This is a genomic window from Prescottella subtropica (genome assembly GCF_005434945.1).
Classification (GTDB): Bacteria; Actinomycetota; Actinomycetes; order Mycobacteriales; family Mycobacteriaceae; genus Prescottella; species Prescottella subtropica.
This window is the reverse complement of the sequence record NZ_SKCH01000005.1, coordinates 65,298-86,436: the sequence shown is the minus strand read 5'-3', so window position 1 is coordinate 86,436 and position 21,139 is coordinate 65,298. Positions and strand designations below refer to the sequence as shown.

Below are 21,139 nucleotides of genomic sequence, written 5' to 3'. Positions count from 1 at the left end.
ATACGGATGGAGACCGCCATGACCCCGGCCGCCCCGCACCCCGCCGACCGGCACGAGAAGATCCGCGTGCACGGTGCGCGGGAGAACAACCTGAAGGACGTCGATGTCGAACTGCCGAAACGCCGGCTGACGGTGTTCACCGGGGTGTCCGGGTCGGGGAAGAGTTCGCTGGTGTTCGCGACGATCGCCGCCGAGTCGCAGCGGATGATCAACGAGACGTACAGCGCGTTCGTGCAGGGGTTCATGCCGACGATGGCGCGTCCCGACGTGGACGTGCTCGACGGGTTGACCACGGCGATCATCGTCGACCAGGAGCGGATGGGCGCGAACCCCCGGTCGACGGTGGGCACCGCGACGGACGCGAACGCGATGCTGCGGATCCTGTTCAGCCGGCTCGCCGTCCCGCACATCGGGTCGCCGCAGGCGTTCTCGTTCAATGTGGCGTCGATCAGCGGGGCGGGTGCGGTCACCGTCGAGAAGGCCGGTCGGCAGGTCAGGGAACGCCGCTCCTTCGAGGTGACCGGCGGCATGTGCCCGCGCTGCGAGGGCATGGGAAAGGTCTCCGACTTCGCTCTCACCGCCCTGTACGACGCCTCCAAGTCGCTCAACGACGGCGCGCTGACCATTCCCGGCTACTCCATGGACGGCTGGTACGGACGCATCTTCCGCGGCTGCGGCTTCTTCGACCCGGACACCCCGATCGCGCAGTTCACGAAGAAACAACTCGACGACCTGCTCTACAAGGAGCCGACGAAGGTCAAGGTCGACGGCGTCAACGTCACCTACGAGGGCCTGATCCCGAAGATTCAGAAGTCGATGCTGGTCAAGGACCGGGAGGCGATGCAGCCGTACATCCGGGCGTTCGTGGACCGGGCCATCACCTTCCAGACCTGCCCGGACTGCGACGGCACCCGGCTCAGTGCCCTGGCCCGCGCGTCGACGATCGGTGGGGTGTCGATCGCCGACGCGTGCGCCATGCAGATCAGCGACCTGGCGGCCTGGGTGCGTGGACTCGACGACGATTCCGTGGCGCCACTGCTGGCCTCGCTGTCGCACACCCTGGATTCGTTCGTGGAGATCGGGCTCGGCTATCTGAGCCTGGATCGGCCGGCGGGCACCCGCACGACATCGCCCGCATGAACTCCCTGCTGTTGCGGTTGCGGGACAAGGGCAACACGGTGTTGGTGGTCGAACACAAGCCGGAGGCCATCGCGATCGCCGACCATGTCGTCGACCTGGGTCCGCGGGCCGGCGCCGGCGGCGGGCAGATCGTGTTCGAGGGCACCGTCGACGGCCTGCGCGCCAGCGGCACGCTCACCGGAAAGCATCTCGACGACCGGGCGACGGTGAAACCACGGGTGCGAAAGCCGAAGGGCGCGTTGGAGATCCGCGGCGCCGACACCCACAATCTGCGCGGCGTCGACGTCGACATCCCCCTCGGGGTGCTGGTGGTGGTGACCGGGGTCGCCGGGTCCGGGAAGAGTTCCCTGATCCACGGGTCGGTAGCGACCCGGGACGGGGTGGTGGCGATCGACCAGAGCGCGATCAAGGGATCGCGGCGCTCCAACCCGGCCACCTACACCGGGCTGCTCGACCCGATCCGCAAGGCGTTCGCGAAGGCCAACGGCGTCAAACCCGGCCTGTTCAGCGCCAACTCGGACGGCGCCTGCCCGAACTGCAACGGCGCCGGTGTCGTGTACTCGGATCTGGCGATGATGGCCGGGGTGGCCGCCACGTGCGAGGTGTGCGACGGCCGACGCTTCCAGGCGGAGGTCCTCGACTACACGTTCGGCGGCAGGAACATCGACGAGGTGCTGACGATGTCGGTGGCCGCCGCCCACGAGTTCTTCGGATCCGGAGAGGGCAAACTGGCTGCCGCGCACAAGATTCTGGCCCGCCTCGCCGATGTGGGGCTCGGCTATCTCACGATCGGGCAGCCGCTGACGACCCTGTCCGGTGGGGAACGGCAGCGTCTCAAGCTGGCCACCGCGATGGCGGAGAAGGGCGACGTGTACGTTCTCGACGAACCCACCACCGGCCTGCACCTCGCCGACGTCGAACACCTGCTCGCACTGTTGGATCGCCTCGTCGACGCCGGGAAGTCCGTCATCGTCGTCGAACACCACCAGGCCGTCATGGCGCACGCCGACTGGATCGTCGACCTCGGCCCCGGCGCGGGCCACGACGGCGGGCAGGTCGTGTTCGAAGGCACCCCCGCCGACCTGGTGGCCGCCCGATCCACCCTGACCGGCACGCATCTCGCGGAGTATGTGGGCGGCTGAGGGAGATCGGGTGTTCGCCGGTGCTGCCGTCGACTCCGTTGCGAACAAGTTGGACTCACCTCACCCTGACACGCAGGGACTCAGCGTTCGATCGGGTATGCCTTGTGTACGTCGACGACGCGGCTGATGCCTGCGCACCAGTCCCGGACTTCCGGGCTGATTGCACCGAGCAGGCGGAGTGCGTCGTTGTGGCGGGCTCGGACGTTCACGTCGAGCAGGGGTTCCATGTGCGAGACGCGATTACGCAGGGCGTGTAGTCGGGCCGTTCTGCCGGCGACACCGAAGCCGTCCGGGTCGTTCTTTCGATGAGGGAATGCCTGGTGCAAGGCGCCCACCCACAGCACGTGGCGGGCTTGGTAGTTCTTGTCCTTGGGGTTCGAGGTGGGAAGCAGCTTGGCCCAGGTTCCGAAGGTCAACTGTGTGACCATGTCGTCGTGGTTGACCGCGACACCATGCCGGGGATGCGTCGCATCGCGTGCGGTCACAGCGTCCTCGGCGTGGCTTCGGGCTGTTCGGCGGGATGCCTGAGTCATCGAATTGAGTGGTCGCGCAGGGTCCGAAAGCCACTCACGCCCGTGCATCGCGCCCTGTCTGGTGTGGTGGGGTTGTGTCGCGTTCCAGTCCCTCAACTGGCCATCGATCGCATTGCGCAGTGCAACCTCGGTCACAGCGAGGACCTGCTGAAATGCCGCGGACAGTTCAAGGTTCCATCGGTAGAGCTCCAACGCGCGCAACGGATCGTTGCCGCACCTGGCGCGGTAGGTGCCGACACGCGACGGATGAAGGACCCGGGTGATCGCCTCGATCGTCTGTCGGCTTGGCACCCGCTGCGGCCTCCGTTAGCATGGGCTTCAGGTACGAGGACAAGGTCCCTCGTTAATACATGGAGATCCCCCCACGGCAGTTCGGCCGTGGGGGTTCTTCATTTCTCCGGAGAATCTAGCAGTCGGTGAGTCCGAACCCCGACCGTTGATTCCCCGATCCGGACCCCTTTCGCCGATCCCCGCCAGCAGTGCCTGTCGGCGTGTTCGACTTGCGCTCATGAGGAAAGCACTGCCGGCGGTCGCGTTGCTCGCTCTCGGTCTGATCGCCGCGTCGGCCGCGCCGGCGGGTGCGGCGGATCCGTCGTGGTCCGGGGAGTATTCGCTGAAACGGTTCGCGGCCACCAAGTCCGGGACGAGTCTGGCGGCACGACAGGGGGAACCGGATTTCGCCGACACGTACACGTTCACCACCGACTGTGCGGCCGGCACGTGCGTGGCGACCGTCGTCGACGGGCCGACACCCGCGAATCCGACGCTGCCGTTGCCGCCGCAGTACACGTGGGACGGCACCAGTTGGGTGCACGTGTACGACTGGCAGTGGGACTGCTGGCAGGGCGAGGGCGTCCCGAAGGTGTGGACACCGGCGCATTCGGTGGCCGTCTACACGCCACGCCCGGACGGCACCCTCACCGGGACATGGCGCACCGACATCACCGGCGGCCCGTGCGACGGGTCGGTGATCATGGACGTCGCCGCCTACCCGGCCGCGCCCCCGCAGTCTGTGTTCGGCAGCGGCAGTTGACCGACGGCCAGCCGGCCCGAGAGGTCGTGGTCGACCCGCACGGATCGTGGATCCGGGCGGGCGTAACGTCGAGGAACGGTAGGAGGCCGGGACTCCGGTGATCCCGGTCCGGTCTCCGCCGCACCGCCGATGTCCCTCACCGATACGGAGCCGTGATCCATGGTCGAGCACCTGAATGTCGAGTTCGTCGTCGACCACGAGTACCGGGTGCGCCTCGACGACGGCGGTGACAGTGTGGAGTCCACGTTCGTCATCCACCCCGACGTGCTCGCCGACCTCGGCATCGATTCCGGCACCGAGCAGCGCGTCGTCGAGCACACGGCCCGGTTCCTGGCCGAACGTCAGTCGGTCCTCGACTTCCCCACCCTGGTGTATCTCGACGAGATCGCCGCCGCCTACGACAACTTCGCCGACGACCTGCGCCGCCGGCTCGGCTGACCGGCGCCCACTAGCCTCGCGCTTTCACGCTGATCGAGCAGCAGCCCGTGTCGTGAACGAAGAAAGGCGCCCTGAACTGCAAGAATATGACTTGTCTAGGGTCATGTTCGTGCGAGTTCGAGGAGCACCTTTCAGGTGGGTAAGTCTACGTCCTGTTACCCGAGATTGTCGGTAACCGCCTCCGGAACGGGTGTGGTGTCGCATGCCGGAGCCGCCCTGTTGCTGCGGACGGCCGAGAAGACCGGCCTGACCGGCGCGTTGTCGACGGCGTTGTCGCGGTGGCGTAAACCGTTGTCCCGCCACGATCCCGGGAAGATCGTGTTGGATCTCGCGGTCAGTGTCGCGCTCGGCGGCGACTGCCTCGCCGACCTCGCCCAGCTACGGGCCTGCCCGAACGTTTTCGGGCCGGTCGCCTCCGATCCGACCGTGTCCCGTCTGGTCACGGCCTTGGCGGCGGACGTGTCGGACGCAACGACTGCGATCGGTGCGGCTCGCGGCGCCGCCCGCGCCCAGGCGTGGTCTGCCGCCGGTGGGCGGGCACCGGATCACCGGATCGACGAGCAGGATCCGCTGATCGTCGACATCGACGCGACCCTGGTGACCGCGTATTCGGAGAAAGAATCCGCCGCCCCGAACTACAAGCGCGGGTTCGGATTCCATCCGTTGTGCGCGTTCGTCGACCACGGCGCCGGCGGGACCGGGGAACCGGTGGCGATGCTGCTGCGGCCCGGGAACGCGGGCTCGAACACTGCCGCCGACCCTCCCCCAAGCACTTCGTGCAGGGCGGTACCCCCAAACGGTGGTCGGGGAAGCACTGGCGCGGCTGCCCGTCGGCTCGAACTATCGGGTCGGGAAGAAAGTCCTGATCCGCACCGACGGTGCCGGCGGCACCCACGACTTCCTCGACTACCTCACCAAACGCCGGTTGGCGTACTCGATCGGGTTCGGACTCACCGACACCATCGCCGCGGCAGTCGAGTTGATCCCCACTGACGTGTGGACCCCCGCCTACGACGCCGACGGGAAGGTCCGCGACGGGTGCGTGGGTCGCCGAACTCACCGGCCTGATCGACCTGTCGACCTGGCCGGACGGGATGCGGATCATCGTCCGCAAAGAACGACCGCATCCCGGTGCGCAACTACGATTCACCGACCGTGATGGGCTGCGGTTGACCGCGTTCGCCACGAACACCCGCCGGGGCCAGCTCCCCGACCTGGAGTTGCGGCACCGCCGGCGGGCGCGCTGCGAGGACCGGATCCGGGCCGCGAAAGACACCGGTCTGCGTAATCTTCCGCTCCGCGGGTTCGACCAGAACCGGATCTGGCTGCAGATCATCCAACTCGCCGGCGAACTGATCGCCTGGACACAACTCCTCGCGTTCGACACCGAGGACGCCCGCCGCTGGGAACCGAAACGGCTCCGACTCCGGCTGTTCTCGGTCGCCGGCCGCATCACCCGTCACGCCCGCCGCACCCGCCTCAACCTTGCCGCCCGGGCACCACACGCCGACCTTGTCATCACCGGAATCAGTCGCCTCACCCGACCACCGAAACCCACCTGACCAGCAGGAAACTGACCGAGCGAGAACAGGAAGGACACATCGTCATCGGGGCCGTGGACCCCGACGCCACCGACCGCGTCGGCCACCCCGACACACCCGAAACCCGGAATCATCACCGGGACAACCAATCCGAAACCGATCAGGCCGGCACGCCAGGCTCACGAAAGATCGAGGCTAGTCTGGGCCGGTGATCGTCACCCACGGCGCGCCGCCGCGCGCAGTCCCCACCGACCGTCCGGTCGACCCAGAATTCACGACGCTGCCGCTGCGGCAGCTGGCCGATGCCGCGTTGAGTTCCGCTCGGGCGGCGGGCGCCGAGCACGCCGATCTGCGGGTGCACCGACTGGTCACCCAGTCGCTGCGGCTGCGGGACGGGCGCGTCCAATCCGCCTCCGACGGTGTGGAACTCGGTTTCGCGGTGCGGGTGATCGTGGACGGCACGTGGGGTTTCGCGGCGCACGCCGAACTCACGCCCGAGCGGGCGGCCGCGGTCGCCGCGGAGGCGGCCCTGGTGGCCCGCGCCCTGCGCAGCCTGAACCGGGAGCGGGTCGTCCTCGCCGACGAACCCGTCTACCCGGAGGCGACGTGGGTGTCGGACTACACGCTCGACCCGTTCACCGTCCCCACCGCCGACAAGACTGCGCTGCTCACCGACTATTCGCGGCGGCTCCTCGACGCGCCGGGCGTCGACCACGTCACCGCGAGCTGCCTGCAGGTCAAGGAGCAGACGTTCTACGCCGACCTCGCCGGGTCGACGATCACCCAGCAGCGGGTGCGGCTGCATCCCGAACTCGAGGCCGTCTCCGTGGATGCCGCCGCGGGCACGTTCGAGACGATGCGGACCCTCGCCCCGCCGGTCGGCCGCGGCTGGGAATACGTTGCCGGGGCGAGCGCAGCGACGGGGGATGTCACCGGGCACGGCTGGGAGTGGGACGCCGAACTCGCCGAGATCCCAGTGCTGCTGGCGGAGAAGATCGCCGCGCCGAGCGTCGTGGCGGGCCCGACGGATCTGGTGATCGACCCGACCAACCTGTGGTTGACGATCCACGAATCCGTCGGGCACGCCACCGAATACGATCGCGCCATCGGCTACGAGGCCGCCTACGCGGGCACCTCGTTCGCCACCCCGGACCTGCTCGGCACCCTGAAGTACGGCACCGAGCACATGCACGTCACCGCGGACCGCACCGAGCCGCACGGGCTCGCGTCGGTCGGCTTCGACGACGACGCAGTCGCCGCTCAGTCCTGGGATCTGGTGCGCGACGGAACACTGGTCGGCTACCAGCTGGACCGGGTGTTCGCCCCGCGCCTCGGGTTGGACCGGTCCAACGGCTGCTCGTACGCCGATTCGGCGCAGCACGTGCCGATCCAGCGGATGGCGAACGTGTCGCTGCAGCCCGACCCGGTCGCGGACACGTCGACCGCCGACCTGATCGCCCGCGTCGAGGACGGCATCTACGTCGTCGGCGACAAGTCCTGGTCGATCGACATGCAGCGCTACAACTTCCAGTTCACCGGGCAGCGGTTTTTCCGGATCCGCGACGGGCGCCTCGACGGGCAGCTCCGTGACGTCGCCTACCAGGCCACCACCACCGACTTCTGGGGGTCCCTCGAGGCGGTCGGCGGTCCGTCGACGTGGCGGCTCGGCGGCGCCTTCAACTGCGGCAAGGCCCAACCCGGGCAGGTCGCCGCGGTCAGCCACGGCTGCCCGTCCGCCCTGTTCCGGGGTGTGAACGTGCTCAACACCCGGCAGGAGGGGACGCGGTGATCGCGGCGCAGGATCTCATCGAGCGGGCGTTGGCCTGCTCGACCGTCGACGAGGCGATGGTGCTGGTCACCGACGCGAGCGAGGCGTCGCTGCGGTGGGCCGGGAACTCGATGACCACCAACGGGGTCGCCACGTCCCGGTCCTGGACGGTGCTGTCGATCGTCCGCGGCGCCGACGGCGCCCGGGTGGGGGCGGTGACGTCATCGAGTGTCGACGCCGCCACGATCGAGCAGGTGGTGCGGGCGTCGGAGGCTGCGGCCCGGGCCGCGCAACCCGCCGCCGACGCCATGGACCTGATCCCCGGCGACGGCGTGGACGACGGCTGGGCGGACGGCCCCGCCGCCACCGGCGTGTCGGTGTTCGAGACGCTGGTGCCCGGTCTCGCGGACGGCTTCGACGGCGCCGACCGGCTGTACGGGTTCGCGCACCACCAGATGCACTCCACATGGCTGGGCACCTCGACGGGGGTGCGGCGCCGGTTCACGCAGCCCACCGGGTCGATCGAGATCAACGGCAAACGCGGCGACGCCAGCGCGTGGGCGGGGTCGGCGAGCATCGACTTCACCGACGTGTCCGTGCCGGGTCTGCTGGCGGAGTTGTCGCGGCGGCTGGGCTGGTCGGCGCGCACCGTCGCGCTGCCGGCGGGCCGCTACGAGACGCTGCTGCCGCCGTCGGCGGTCGCCGATCTGATGATTCCGCTGATGTGGGCGATGGAGGGCCGCGGCGCGCAGGAGGGGCACACCGCCCTGTCCCGGGCGGGTGGCACCCGCGTCGGGGAACGGCTGACGGGCCTGCCGCTGACCCTGTTCTCCGATCCGCACGCCGCCGGTCTCGGGTATGCACCGTTCGTGGCGGCGACGGCGTCGTCGGACACGGTCTCGGTGTTCGACAACGGCCTGGACGCCGGCCGCGTCGACTGGATCCGCGGCGGGGTGATCGAGTCGCTCGCCTACCCGCGGGCGGCGGCCGCCGAGTTCGGGGCGCCGGTCGCGGTGCCGGGCGACAATCTGCTGCTCACCGGCGGGAGTGCCGCGCGCCTCGACGACATGGTCGCGGCCACCGAACGCGGCCTGCTGCTCACCTGCCTGTGGTACCTCCGGGAGGTCGATCCGGCGACGGCGCTGCTCACCGGCCTGACCCGCGACGGCGTCTACCTGATCGAGGACGGGCAGGTCACCGGCGCGGTGAACAATTTCCGGTTCAACGAGTCCCCGCTGGATCTGCTGCGCCGCGCCACCGAGGTGGGGGCCACCGAGCCCACGCTGCCGCGGGAGTGGAAGGACTGGTTCACCCGCACCGCGATGCCGCCTATGCGGATCCCGGACTTCCACATGTCGAGCGTGAGCGAGGCCCAATGACGATGCATCCGACGATCACCGACGCCACCCGCTGCCCCTGCCTGTCCGGGGACACCTACGGCAACTGTTGCGGCCGTTACCATTCCGGATCTGCGGTCGCCCCGACCGCGGAAGCCCTGATGCGGTCGCGGTATGCCGCGTTCGCGGTCGGCGACGCCGACTACCTGCGCCGCACCTGGCATCCGCGCACCCGCCCCGACACGCTCGACCTGGATCCGGACCTGGTGTGGCGGCGCCTCGAGATCGTGCAGACGTCCGGCGGCGGCCCGTTCGACACCGCCGGCACCGTCGAATTCGTCGCCCACTACGTCGACCACGGCGGACGCGGATCGATGCGCGAGCACAGCAGATTCGTCCGCGAGGACGGACACTGGCTGTACGTCGACGCCATCGGCTGACACCGTCACCGAGAACAGGAGATCACTGCATGCGTTTCGGGCTGTTCGTGCCCCAGGGCTGGCGGCTCGACCTCGTCGGCATCGACCCGGTGGACCAGTGGCCGGTGCTGCGGGATCTGGCGTTGCGCGCGGATCGCGGCCCGTGGGAGTCGATCTGGGTGTACGACCACTTCCACACCGTCCCCGCTCCCACCGACGAGGCCACCCACGAGGCGTGGACGCTGGTGTCGGCGTTCGCGGCGGTCACCGAGCGGGTGCGGCTCGGCCAGATGTGCACCGCGATGGGCTACCGGAACCCGGCCTATCTGGCGAAGGTCGCGGCCACCGCCGACATCGTCTCCGGCGGCCGCGTCGAGATGGGGATCGGCGGCGGCTGGTACGAGCACGAGTGGCGCGCCTACGGCTACGGCTTCCCTCCGGCCGCCGAACGCCTCGGCCGACTCGACGAGGGGGTGCAGATCTTCCGGCAGGCGTGGCAGACGGGGTCCGCGACCCTCGACGGCCGCTACTACCGGGTCGACGGGGCGATCGTGCAGCCGCGGCCCCTGCAGGACGGCGGGATCCCGTTGTGGATCGCCGGCGGCGGCGAGAAGGTGACACTGAAGATCGCCGCGCGGTACGCGCAGTACACCAACTTCGACGGCACCCCCGACGTGTTCGCCCGCAAGTCGGCGATCCTGCGGGAGCACTGCGCGGCCGTGGGCACCGACTTCGACGCGATCGTGCGGTCGGCGAACTTCAATGTCGCGATCGGCCGCACCGACGCCGAGGTCCGCGACCGGCTCGAGGCGCTGCGGGCCCGGCTGGAGCCGATCGTCGGGGCGGAGCAGGCCGACGCGTCCCTGAACGCGTTCCGCGGCATGCCGGCCGTCGGCACCCCCGAACAGATCGTCGAGAACCTCACCGCACTGCAGAAGCAGGGCCTCGAGTACGCGATCTTCTACGTCCCCGAGGCCGCCTACGACACGTCCGGTCTCGAACTGCTCGAACGGGAAGTGTTGCCGCATCTGATGTGATCTGCCGGGTGTAACGTCCGCGGCAGGAGTGATCCCGCCGTGGACTGGTTCGATGCCGGCGACTACACGCTGTCACGGCTGCTCTTCACCGAGGGCCTGGCCGTCGTCTACCTGTGTGCGTTCCTGGTCGCGGTCGACCAGTTCCGGGCGCTGCTCGGCGACGACGGGATGCTGCCGATCCGCCGGTTCCTGGCCGGACGCCGCTGGCAGCGCTCCCCCAGCCTGTTCCATCTGCACTGGTCGGACCGCTTCTACGTGGTGGTCTGCTGGACCGGGGTGGGCCTGTCGGTGCTCGCGGTCCTCGGACTGGTGCAGCGGTTGCCGCTGCCGCTGTGCATGCTCGCGTGGCTGGTGCTGTGGGGGTTGTACCTGTCGATCGTGAACGTCGGGCAGCTCTGGTATTCGTTCGGGTGGGAGTCGCTGCTGCTCGAAGTGGGGCTGCTGGCGGTGTTCGTCGGCAACACCGCCACCGCCCCGGCGCTGCCGACACTGCTGCTGGTCCGGTGGCTGCTGTTCCGGCTCGAGTTCGGCGCCGGGCTGATCAAGATCCGCGGCGACCCGTGCTGGCGGGATTTCACCTGCCTGGACTACCACCACGAAACACAACCGATGCCGGGGCCGCTGAGCTGGTACTTCCACCGACTGCCGCGGCCGCTGCACCGGATCGAGGTGGCCGGGAACCATACGACACAGCTGATCGTGCCGTTCTTCCTGTTCGCGCCGCAGCCTGTGGCGGGCGGCGCGGCCGCGATCATGATCGTCACCCAGTTGTGGCTGGTGGCGTCCGGGAATTTCGCGTGGTTGAACTGGCTGGCGATCGTGCTCGGGGTGTCGGTGCTGCCGGACGGCTTCTGGTCGGCGGTACTGCCGATCCCGGCGCCGACGACGGCGCCGCTCTGGTTCGTGGTGGTGGTCGCGGCGTTCGCGGCCGCGGTGCTGGTGCTCAGTTACCGTCCGGCCCGGAACCTGTTCTCGAGCGGGCAGATGATGAACGCGTCGTTCGAGCCGTGGCATCTGGTGAACACGTACGGCGCGTTCGGGCACGTCACCCGCACCCGCCGGGAGATCGTCGTCGAGGGCACCACCGACACGCATCCCACCCCGGAGTCGCGGTGGGTGGCCTACGAATTCAAGGGCAAACCCGGCGACGTGCGGTACCGGCCCCGCCAGTTCGCCCCCTACCATCTGCGGCTGGACTGGCTGATGTGGTTCGCCGCCATCTCCCCCGACTACGCCGCCCCGTGGTTCGGGGGGTTCGTCACCCGCCTGCTTCTCGGCGACCACGACACGCTGCACCTGTTGCGGCACAACCCGTTCCCCGAGACACCGCCCGCCTGGGTGCGGGCCCGGGTGTTCCGCTACCGGTACAGCACCCGCGACGAACACCGGCAGACGGGCGCGTGGTGGGTACGGACCTACGAAGCGGACTTCATGCCGGCGGTGTCGCTGCGGCAGGTGCGATGAGTTCGGGCGGCTGCCGAGCGGATGGCCGACGATACGGCGGCGCCTGGTCCGGGACCGAGTTCGTGCTGAACCAGCGCCTAAGCCCACCACCAGAAGTGGACGACGCTCCCGACGGTGTACACCCTCGGCGAGGGTCACTCGGTCGCGTACATCGGCCAGATCACCGCCAACGTCCGCTTCTCGCTCTACGGCACCCACCAGGTCGGTGCTGCTCGGGAACTTCGGGCACTTCCCGATCGAGGAACCCGGCCTGACGCAACTCGGGGATGCCGTGCGCACGGTGCCGGGCGCCGTCGCGGTGCAGGACTGACGGGAGTCAGAGCTTATGCACGTCAGGGGTGTCGGTGCGCGGCAGTTCGGTGGCCGGGATCTCGGTGAAGCGCCACCCTGCAAGGAACCTGCGGGCGTTGACGAGGTGGTTTCGCAGGTGGTTGGCCAACGCCCTCAACTCCCAGAACTGCAAGTTCATGTCCGTGATGGTCCCATAAGTTCGGAATGACGGCCGACACCGGAGACAGGCGGCGTTGTCGCCCGTTTCTGTCCGTGCGTCACTCCGGCGCACCGTACTTGATCCAGGTGACACCGTCGATCACCTGCGGATCGCGGAACACGGGCTGATCGAAGGGGGTCGCACCGATCCTCCATGCTGCGGAGCTGGCGCGGGGGTCGTCGAACAGTCGAAGACGCTGCTCCCGCAGGCCTGCCGGGTCGATGTCGAATCCGTACTTCTTGTCTCCCGCAACGAGGTGCCAGGTGTAACGGACGATGACCCGGTTCGATCCGTGCAGGCTGATCTCGTCGAACGTGAACCACTGACTTTCGTGCATGCGGCCGAGTTGGTCGGCGATGGTGGATGTGAGGTGTGAAACGAACTGCTGAGCCCACACCTCCGGCGGCGCCGCTTGCGGGTGTGGAATCTGTTCGACCGGAACCAGATCACCGTTTCGGCGCAGGTCCTCGAGCAGGTTCGGGTCCTCGGGGACCACCTTCTCCCGGTAGGCGTGACGGCCGCCGTAGCCGGCGAGGATCCATTCGAAGTCGCTCGGTGCGAGCCGCGGCGATCCATCGCGATCCACCAAGACGATGAACCACGCAGGTCGCACACGAAGCACGTTCATGTCGGTGACGATCCGGTAGGCGTAGTCGGCCAGGTCCCCGAGAACGGCTCTCAGCCATGCGATTTCCTCCCGTCGGGACAGCTCGACCGGCGGCGGCAACGAATGGCCGGGTGCCGGGGCGGCGTCGAGCCGTGCACGGACCGCGACTCGGACCAGTCGTGTGTCTGCGGTCCTGTCGAAAGTCCCCAGGTATGACGGGTCGTCCCACGAGACGCCCACCGAGACGGTGACATCGTCGAGTTCCACGCTGGATGCCGCCAGCCCCGGGGCGTGGCCGATCCGCAGTGCACTGTCCCGGCCGACCAGCGATGCCAAATACTCGTGTACGGGACGAATCTCGTCGGCGGCATTCTCGCGGATCAGTTCGGCCAGTTCCGCTGAAGTCCTGTAGGCAGTCATTCGCGCGTATCCGGCTCGCCGCGAACCGGCGACGGTGTCGTCCCTTCGAGTTCCGCGATGCGCCCCTCGAGCCGCTCGATCCGCCGGCCCACGCTCCAGACGAGTTCGGTCAAACTCTCCTGCATGACAGGAATACCCATGATGTCGGACAGACGACGCCACAACATCATGGTGGACGTCATGGTGGACTCGCGGTAGTCGTCGTACGCGACCTGGAGCATCGCGAGCTGCACCTCGACCGGCACCTGTCGTTTCACCTGTGGCCCGTAAGGCGGGGGTTCTTGATCTTTCCACGGCGACCATCGGGATTCGATCTCTGCATCGGTCATTGCGGACAGTCGTTCCAGCAGCTCACGACATCCCGCGGGTGAGGCGAAGACGGTCTCGAGGCATCGGTGATAGTCCGGCGGTTGCATCTGCGCATGTTCCGGCATCGGGTCACTGCTCCCAGGTACTCCGCCTGGAGGCGAAGGAAGTCACAGTACACCCCCGGCCATCGGGGTCTCCTGTGCTCTCGGAGAATCTGGCGATCTCTGGCCGTCTATAGACGTTTATGGGATTGTATGGAACTTTCTCCATACGAGCCCATACATGGCTAGAGCTTCCGATATGGACGCTGCACCGAACCCCTTCAGGCCTGGTTCGGGGCTCCGTCCGCCGGCGCTCGAGGGCCCGGATCGGGAGCGGGAGCAGTTCGATCTCCTCGTGGCCCGCAGCAAGCTCCGCAACTACGACCGCGGCATGATCCTGTCCGGGCTGCGCGGGGTCGGGAAGACGACACTGCTCAACACCCTGGCCGAGCACGGCGACCGCCACGGGTAGTTGACGATCGGGATCGAGGCCCGCCCCAACGAGGCCGGGGTCGCGGCGGTCCGTGCGAAACTCGGCAACGAACTCGCCGCCGGTCTGCGCCGGTTCAGTCGCCGGCACCAGTTGCAGTCGGCTCTCGACGGGCTCGTCGACCTGGCGCATGGCTTCACTCTCGGGGTGGGGGTCGGTCCGGCGAGGGTCGAGTTCGCTCTCGGTGGGCAGGCCGCGACCGGGGATCTCGCTCTCGACCTCGAGGAGTTGATCGAGGCGATCAGCGAGGTGATGAAGAAGAAGGGCACCGCCTTCGGGTTGTTCATCGACGAGATGCAGGATCTCGATGCGGATCTGCTCAGTGCGCTGCTGGCCGTGCAGCATCGGGCCGTTCTTCGTGATCGGCGCCGGTCTGCCGAGTCTGCCGGCAGCCCTCGCCGCCACCGGGTCACCGCAGTGGATCGAAGCCGGTGATCTCGTCGGGCGTGATGCCGGTGCACAGGGTGTCGGCGAGGAGTCGTCCGGTGGCGGGGCCGAGGGTCATGCCTTCCATGCCGTGTCCGCCGGCGACGTACACCCGGGGTGAGGTGGTGCGGCCGACGAGGGGTAGTCCGTCGGTGGTGCAGGGGCGGGCGCCGACCCATTCGTCGTGCCGGTCGGTCAGGTCGACGTCGCGGAGGAAGGGGCGGGCGGCGGCGGCGACGGCGGCGATGCGGCGCGGGTCGAGGGGGGCGTCGTGGGCCCGGAATTCCATCATTCCGGCGATCCGCATGCGGTCGCCGAGGGGGGTGCAGACCACCGACCCGGACGGGAAGTACAGCGGGCCGGGCGGCATCTGCGCGGCGGGCACCGAGAAGCTGTAGCCGCGGCCGGCCCGGACCCGTGCCCGCACCCCGAACGGGCGGGCCAGTGTGTTCAGGGTGGCGCCGGTGGCGAGGACGACGGCGTCGAACTCCTCGTCGAGTCCGTCGCCGACGGCGGCGGCCCGCCCGCCCCGGTCGTGGACGGCGGTGACGTCGACACCGGATTTGACGATTCCGCCGCGCGCCTCGACGGAGTCGGCGAGGGCCGCGACGAACGCCGGCGGGTCCAGGTAGCGCTGCCCGCCGAGGCGCACCGCGGCCCGCACGTGCGACGACAGGATCGGGGCCAGTGTGCGGGCCTCGGCCGCGGACATCGGTGTGACCTCCACGGGCTGCCCGAGTGCGGTGAGGGTGCGCCCCTCCGCGAGCATGGCGTCGGCGGCGGCCGGGTCGGCGTAGCCGACGATGAACGGGTCGGCCGCGCGGACGGCCGCGTCGACCCCGCCGGCCGCCAGCGCGTCGAACGCGTCGAACGCCAGACGGTTGATGCCGATCAGCATGTCCAGTCCGGCCCGCCACCGGCTGTGGGTGCTGTTGCGGGCGAAGCGGATCAGGAAGCGGGCGAGGTCCGGGTCGACGGCCGGCGGCACGTACAGCGGGGACGACGCCCGGAACAGGTTCCGGAGTCCGTGGGCGAGCATCGACGGTTCGGGCAGCGGGGTGCTCAGCGACGGGGTGATCCATCCGGCGTTGCCCCAGGAGGCACCGGCGGCCGGGCCGACCCGGTCGAGGACGGTGACGTCGACGCCGCGCTCCTGCAGGAACCAGGCGGTGGACAGGCCGACCATGCCGGCTCCGACGATGCCGACCCGGCGGGGAGATGTGTGCACGTGCGGGTTCCTTTCGGGGACGGGGCGGTGACGGCTCAGCCGGGCAGCAGTGCCGGGTTCTGGTGCCGCTTGACCACGAAGTGGTGGAGCGCGTAACAGACCGGCACCAGGCCGAGTCCCAGGATCAGGGAGAGCCGCTGGGTCCCGTCGAAGGCCATGGCGACGAACACCGCGATGTTCATGACGATGACGAGGATCGGGGTGACCGGGAACATCGGTGCCGAGTAGGGCAGGTCCGCGACCCGGCCGCCGTCGCGGACGTACTGCCGCCGGAACCGGTACTGCGACCAGGCGATGGTCATCCAGCTGAGGGCGCCGCCGATGCCGCTGACCGAGATGAGGAAGACGAACAGGGTGTCCGCGGCGACGACGCTCGACAGCAGCGAGAACAGCCCGAAGGCGAGGGTGACGAGCAGCGCGACGAGCGGGATGCCGCGCTTGGTGGTCCGGCCGAAGGCGGCCGGCGCGGACCGTTCCTGCGACAGCGACCACAGGATGCGGGTGCACATGTACAGCCCGGTGTTGCCGACCGACAGGATCGCGACGAGGACGACGAAGTTCATCAGGCTCGCCGAGTACGGGATGCCGATGGCGTCGAACACGGTGACGAACGGACTCTGGTCCAGACCGACCGTGTTCCACGGGATCAGGCCGACGAGGATGACGATCGCACCGAGGTAGAGGAACACGAGCCGGAACACGACGGTCTTGACGGCCCGCGGGACGGCCTTGCCGGGATCCTCGGTCTCGCCGGCGGCGACACCCATGACCTCCGATCCCATGAACGTGTAGACGACGGTCATCATCGCGGCGCACACGGCGCCGATGCTGGTGGGGAAGAAGCCGCCGTTGTCGGTGAAGTTCGACAGCATCGGCGCGTCCTGGCCGTCCATGCCGATGATTCCGAACATGGCCAGACCGCCCAGGACGATGAACAGGGCCACCGCCAGCACCTTGATCCCGGCCAGCACGTATTCGGTCTCCGCGAAGGAGCGTGCGGTGAAGCAGTTGACGAGGAACAGCACGACGATGAACACCGCGGACCAGATCCAGGTCGGGGTGCCGGGGAACCAGTACCGCATGACGATGCCGGCGGACAGGAATTCGAGTCCGATGAAGCTGGCCCAGCTCAGCCAGTAGATCCAGCCGATGGCGAATCCGGTGCCGGGCCCGATGTACTTGGTGGCGTGCGCCTGGAACGACCCCGACACCGGCATGACGACGGAGAGTTCCCCGAGGCAGACCATCGTCAGGTAGAGCAGGAAGCCGCCGACGAGGTAGGCGACGATGGTGCCGCCGGGCCCGGCCTGGCCGATCACCTGGCCGGTGCCGAGGAACAGTCCGGTCCCGATCACACCGGCGAGGGTGATCATGAACAGGTGCCGGCTCTTCATCACCCGTTTCAGGCAGGCCGCCTCCGGGCCGGTGTCGGTGTTCGTCGCGGGCGGTAACCCCGTTGGGGAGTCGGTGGTCAATGCATCGCTCACAGTGGACGCTCCTCGATGGTGTGTGGCATCGGCGCCAGCCGGTGCTCTCGGCGCGTGTCGAACCGCGCGGGCAACTGACTAGCCACTCAGTCAGCACCATCACTGTGCGGTGTACATCACATTCTTGTCAACCCACAACGTATGTCACATTCCACTGATACCGGAGGTCACAAGTACCATCACTGCCGTGGCACGAGTGAAGAAGGATGCGGCCGTCCGGCGCGAGGACATCCTCAATGCGACCCTCGAGGCGATCGAAGACACCGGCATCGGCCAGATTCGGGGGGCCGACCTCGCCAAACGGGTCGGCGTCAGTACCGGGCTGATCTTCTACCACTTCGAGAACCTCGAGAACCTCGTCATCTCCGCGCTCCGCTTCGGCGCGAACCGCGACATGGACCGCCTGCGGGCCGTGCTCGCGTCCACCGACGGGGACGCCGCCACCCACGTCCGCACCGTCCTGCGCGAGTACGGGCCCACCGGTACCGCGTTCGGCTGGCGCCTGTGGATCGAGTCCTGGTCGGCGAGCCTGCGCAACCCGGAACTGCGCAAGGTGGTCCGGGACCTCGACACCGGCTGGCGGGACGTCCTGATCGAGCTCATCGACGAGGGCACCCGCACCGGCGAGTTCCACTGCCCCGACCCGGCGGGCGCGGCCTGGCGCCTGACGGCCCTGCTGGACGGGCTGACCGTGCAGCAGGTCGTGTTCGACGAGGCCGTCACCGCCGCGCAGGCGGCGGACTGGATGGAACTGACCCTGTCCCGGGAACTGGGCATCTGACCGGCCGGGCGCGGCCGGCGCCCACCCTGCCTGAACAGGCGGTTCACCGGAACCCTTGACCCGACGAGTGATCCACGTCATACTGACTGAGCACTCAGTAAGACCGTCGAAGTCAGGAGCTTCCATGTCGATGACCCTTCCCAACGCGATCGGCGCCACGGACGAGTCCCGCGGCGACGCCGCCTTCTACGAGGCCGTCTGGCGGGACACCGACACCGACGCGACCGGCTACCTCGTCATCGACCGGCTCGTGCGCGGCGTCTCCTCCGGCGGGCTGCGGATGCGGGCCGGCTGCACCCTCGACGAGGTCCGCGGCCTGGCCCGCGGCATGACGCTCAAGGAGGCGATCCACTTCGAGCCCGGCGCCCACTACGTGCCGCTCGGCGGTGCCAAGGGCGGCATCGACTTCGACCCCTACCACCCCGACGCCGACGCCGTCCTCGGCCGCTACCTCGCCGCGATGGGCCCGCTGATCGAGAAGCGCTGGACGATGGGCGAGGACTTCGGCATCCAGCAGACCACCGTCGACCGACTGCTCCCGGAACTGGGCATCGACAGCTCGATCCAGGCCGCCTACCAGGTGGTCGACGATCCCGAGGCCGCGGAACTGCGGATGAAGACCGCGTTTTCGAGCGTCGTCGACGGGATCCGACTCGACGAACTCGTCGGCGGCTACGGGGTGGCGCAGTCGGCGCTGGACGCGATGGCGCGACGCGGGCTGGTCCCGTCCGAGTCGAGCGCCGTGATCCAGGGCTTCGGCTCGATGGGCGGCGCCACCGCGCGCTACCTCGCCGAGGCCGGCGTCCGCATCGTCGGGATCGTCGACGTCGAGGGTGTGGTGTTCAACGAGCACGGTCTCGATGTCGAGGAGTTGCTGCGCACCCGCAGCGCCAAGGGCAACGTCGACCGCGCCGCCCTGCGTCCCGAGGACGCGCAGCGGCCGGCCACCGAGTGGCTGGGACTCGACGCCGACGTACTGGTGCCGGCGGCCATCTCGTACTGCATCACCGCCGAGAACCAGGCGCAGATCCGCGCGCAGATCGTCGTCGAGGCCGCGAACATGCCCGTCACCCCCGAGGCGGAAGCCCTGCTCACCGCCCGCGGGGTCGAGGTGTCCCCCGACTTCGTCGCCAACTCGGCGACCAACGCCTGGTGGTGGTGGGTGTTCTTCGGGGACGTCGACGGCACCCCGGAGCAGTCGTTCCACAAGATCGCCGACCGCATGCAGGCCCTGAGCCGCGAAATGTTCGACCGGGCCGACGAGCAGGGAGTGAGCCTGCGGGCGGCCGCGTTCGAACTCGCGTCGCAGCGCCTCGCCACCATCACCGCCACGTTCCCGACGTACTGACCCCTCCCCGGCCCCACCCGCACCCCCCTCCGAGAAAGCGAAGTGAATGATGTCCCGACCAGGTGTCACCGGCGGCCAGGCGCTCGTCGACGCATTGATCGCGCACGAGGTCGACACGATCTTCGGCATCCCCGGCACCCACAACCTCGCGATCTACTCGGCGTTGAAGGACTCGGGTATCCGGCACGTCTCACCCCGCCACGAGCAGGGCGGCGGCTACGCGGCCGACGGGTATGCGCGGGTCAGCGGCCGGCCCGGCGTGTGCGTGACCACCACCGGACCGGCGATCCTCAACGCGGCCACTGCCGCCGCGCAGGCCTACTCCGACTCGATCCCGGTGCTGTTCGTCGCCCCCGGCATGCCACTCGGGCATCCCGGCGGCTACAACGGGCTGCTGCACGAGGTCAAGAGCCAGTTCGACGCGATGAGTGCCGTCGTCGGGCACGCCCAGCGGGTCACCAGCGTCGAGGAGATCCCGCACGCCGTCGCGCAGTGCTTCGCGGCCATGACGCACGGGCGACCGCGTCCCGCCTATCTGGAGATCCCGCTGGATCTGCTCGACCACGAGGCCGCAGTGGTGCCCGAACGTCCCGTCGTGCCGGCGACCCCGACACCCGCCGTCGCCCAGTTGGATGCGGCCGCCGGGCTGCTCCGGTCGGCGCGGCGTCCGCTCGTGATCGCCGGCGGCGGGTGCAGTGCCGCCGCCGACGAACTGCGCGGGTTCGCCGAGACGCTCGGGTCGCCGGTCGTCACGTCCACGAACGGCAAGGGTGTCCTCCCCGAGGACCATGCGCTGTCGCTCGGTGCCGGTGTGCAGCACCCGTCGCTGCTCGAGCTGGTCCGGGACAGTGACGTCGTGGTCGCGGTCGGCACCGAACTGTCCCCGGCCGACTGGTGGTGGGGTCCGATACCCGAGTCGACGCTGATCCGGATCGACATCGACCCGCTGTCGATCGCGACGAACGCGCGCCCCACGGTCGCGGTCGTCGGTGACGCCGCCGACGTCCTCGCCACCCTGACCAAGCGGCTGCCCGCGGCGCCGGCGCCCGCCGCCGCGGAGCGGGCCGCGCAGTGGCGGGACCGGCTCCGCGGCGACGCCCGGACCGAGGGCGCCCGCTACCTGGGGTTGTGCGAGTCACTGGCGGCGGTCCTCGACGACGACGCGGTGATCGCCGGGGACAGCGCGATGGCCTGCTACTACGGGCTGCTGTCGAACCTGCCGCTGCACCGGCCGCGGTCGTTCCTCTACCCCGCCGGTCTCGGCACGCTCGGCTACGGGCTGCCCGCGGCGATCGGCGCGAAGCTCGCGGCACCGCACCGGCAGGTCGTGGCGGTCCTCGGCGACGGCGGGGTGATGTTCACGGTCGCCGAGCTCGCGTCGGCCGCCGAAGCCGGGCTGGCGCTGCCGGTGGTGGTCGTCGACAACGGCGGCTACGGCGAGATCCGCAACGAGATGGTCGACCGGGACGGCCGCGTCCACGCGGTGGACCTGCCCGCCCCCGACTTCCCGGCCCTGGCCCGCGCGCTCGGCTGCCACGGGGTCGCGGCCGGCTCCTGTGCCGAAGTCGGTCCCGCGGTGCGGGCGGCGCTGGCCGCCGACCGGCCCACCCTCATCCACGTGCGGGAGCCTGCCGCCGGCTGACGGTGCGGGCCCACCCGG

18 protein-coding genes and 2 pseudogenes are annotated in these 21,139 nt (G+C 69.2%); 14 read left to right on the top strand and 6 right to left on the bottom strand.

Going from position 1 to position 21,139, the window contains the following annotated elements; genetic code table 11:
* The first annotated feature begins 6 nt into the window (after window positions 1-6).
* A pseudogene (locus E0497_RS07480) lies at window positions 7-2,282 on the top strand (ATP-binding cassette domain-containing protein).
* An 80-nt stretch (window positions 2,283-2,362) separates the two neighbouring features.
* Here the strand turns inward: E0497_RS07480 and E0497_RS07475 are convergent.
* Window positions 2,363-3,106 (bottom strand): Abi family protein, encoded by a 744-nt coding sequence (locus tag E0497_RS07475; RefSeq protein WP_137724158.1) that lies wholly within the window; start codon window positions 3,104-3,106, stop codon window positions 2,363-2,365.
* Between the two features lie 217 nt (window positions 3,107-3,323).
* On the opposite strand from E0497_RS07475, the gene E0497_RS07470 reads away from it, so the two are divergent.
* The 8 genes and pseudogenes from E0497_RS07470 (at window position 3,324) to E0497_RS07435 (ending at window position 11,852) form a co-directional block, all read left to right on the top strand.
* A complete protein-coding gene (locus tag E0497_RS07470; RefSeq protein WP_137724157.1) occupies window positions 3,324-3,848 on the top strand; it encodes an Rv2253 family sensor-like surface protein in 525 nt (174 codons plus the stop codon).
* Between the two features lie 159 nt (window positions 3,849-4,007).
* Window positions 4,008-4,286: a hypothetical protein gene (locus tag E0497_RS07465; protein WP_137724156.1), complete on the top strand. Its 279-nt coding sequence runs from the start codon at window positions 4,008-4,010 to the stop codon at window positions 4,284-4,286.
* A gap of 135 nt (window positions 4,287-4,421) precedes the next feature.
* A pseudogene (locus E0497_RS07460) lies at window positions 4,422-5,848 on the top strand (IS1380 family transposase).
* A 187-nt stretch (window positions 5,849-6,035) separates the two neighbouring features.
* A complete protein-coding gene (locus E0497_RS07455; RefSeq protein WP_241665774.1) occupies window positions 6,036-7,616 on the top strand; it encodes a TldD/PmbA family protein in 1,581 nt (526 codons plus the stop codon).
* The gene (locus E0497_RS07450; RefSeq protein WP_137724155.1) at window positions 7,613-8,974 is read left to right on the top strand and encodes a metallopeptidase TldD-related protein; all 1,362 of its coding nucleotides are present in this window, start codon (window positions 7,613-7,615) and stop codon (window positions 8,972-8,974) included. The genes E0497_RS07455 and E0497_RS07450 overlap by 4 nt, the downstream gene beginning before the upstream one ends.
* Window positions 8,971-9,372, top strand: coding sequence for a YchJ family protein (locus E0497_RS07445; protein WP_170312902.1), 402 nt, complete (start codon window positions 8,971-8,973; stop codon window positions 9,370-9,372). Before E0497_RS07450 ends, E0497_RS07445 begins: the two co-directional genes overlap by 4 nt.
* A gap of 29 nt (window positions 9,373-9,401) precedes the next feature.
* A complete protein-coding gene (locus E0497_RS07440) occupies window positions 9,402-10,388 on the top strand; it encodes an LLM class F420-dependent oxidoreductase (protein ID WP_137724154.1) in 987 nt (328 codons plus the stop codon).
* 39 nt (window positions 10,389-10,427) lie between these two features.
* A complete protein-coding gene (locus tag E0497_RS07435) occupies window positions 10,428-11,852 on the top strand; it encodes a lipase maturation factor family protein (RefSeq protein ID WP_137724153.1) in 1,425 nt (474 codons plus the stop codon).
* A gap of 316 nt (window positions 11,853-12,168) precedes the next feature.
* Here E0497_RS07435 and E0497_RS20405 read toward each other — a convergent pair whose 3' ends face one another.
* The 3 genes from E0497_RS20405 to E0497_RS07420 all read right to left on the bottom strand — a co-directional run bounded on the left by E0497_RS20405 (window position 12,169) and on the right by E0497_RS07420 (window position 13,803).
* The gene (locus tag E0497_RS20405; protein WP_161987393.1) at window positions 12,169-12,321 is read right to left on the bottom strand and encodes a hypothetical protein; all 153 of its coding nucleotides are present in this window, start codon (window positions 12,319-12,321) and stop codon (window positions 12,169-12,171) included.
* 79 nt (window positions 12,322-12,400) lie between these two features.
* Complete coding sequence (locus E0497_RS07425) at window positions 12,401-13,369, bottom strand: hypothetical protein (protein ID WP_137724152.1); 969 nt, start codon at window positions 13,367-13,369, stop codon at window positions 12,401-12,403.
* A complete protein-coding gene (locus E0497_RS07420) occupies window positions 13,366-13,803 on the bottom strand; it encodes a hypothetical protein (RefSeq protein ID WP_137724151.1) in 438 nt (145 codons plus the stop codon). The genes E0497_RS07425 and E0497_RS07420 overlap by 4 nt, the downstream gene beginning before the upstream one ends.
* Before the next feature lie 175 nt (window positions 13,804-13,978).
* Between E0497_RS07420 and E0497_RS20780 the strand changes: the two genes are divergently transcribed.
* Window positions 13,979-14,191 (top strand): hypothetical protein, encoded by a 213-nt coding sequence (locus tag E0497_RS20780; RefSeq protein ID WP_241665773.1) that lies wholly within the window; start codon window positions 13,979-13,981, stop codon window positions 14,189-14,191.
* Complete coding sequence (locus E0497_RS20775; protein ID WP_241665772.1) at window positions 14,192-14,644, top strand: hypothetical protein; 453 nt, start codon at window positions 14,192-14,194, stop codon at window positions 14,642-14,644.
* Here the strand turns inward: E0497_RS20775 and E0497_RS07410 are convergent.
* Both E0497_RS07410 and E0497_RS07405 read right to left on the bottom strand, forming a co-directional pair.
* On the bottom strand, window positions 14,619-15,863 hold the full coding sequence (locus tag E0497_RS07410) for an NAD(P)/FAD-dependent oxidoreductase (protein WP_277751669.1): 1,245 nt from the start codon (window positions 15,861-15,863) through the stop codon (window positions 14,619-14,621). The two genes, E0497_RS20775 and E0497_RS07410, sit on opposite strands and share 26 nt — an antisense overlap.
* Before the next feature lie 35 nt (window positions 15,864-15,898).
* On the bottom strand, window positions 15,899-17,350 hold the full coding sequence (locus E0497_RS07405; RefSeq protein ID WP_241665771.1) for an amino acid permease: 1,452 nt from the start codon (window positions 17,348-17,350) through the stop codon (window positions 15,899-15,901).
* A gap of 187 nt (window positions 17,351-17,537) precedes the next feature.
* On the opposite strand from E0497_RS07405, the gene E0497_RS07400 reads away from it, so the two are divergent.
* The 3 genes from E0497_RS07400 (at window position 17,538) to E0497_RS07390 (ending at window position 21,121) form a co-directional block, all read left to right on the top strand.
* Window positions 17,538-18,131 carry a TetR/AcrR family transcriptional regulator gene (locus E0497_RS07400; RefSeq protein WP_241665770.1) on the top strand — a complete coding sequence of 198 codons (594 nt, stop codon included), beginning with the start codon at window positions 17,538-17,540 and terminating at the stop codon, window positions 18,129-18,131.
* Window positions 18,132-18,255: 124 nt separating this feature from the next.
* Entirely contained in the window at window positions 18,256-19,479 is a 1,224-nt protein-coding gene (locus E0497_RS07395) for a Glu/Leu/Phe/Val dehydrogenase dimerization domain-containing protein (RefSeq protein ID WP_137724150.1), read from the top strand.
* Window positions 19,480-19,525: 46 nt separating this feature from the next.
* Window positions 19,526-21,121 (top strand): thiamine pyrophosphate-binding protein, encoded by a 1,596-nt coding sequence (locus E0497_RS07390; RefSeq protein WP_241665769.1) that lies wholly within the window; start codon window positions 19,526-19,528, stop codon window positions 21,119-21,121.
* Window positions 21,122-21,139 lie beyond the last annotated feature (18 nt).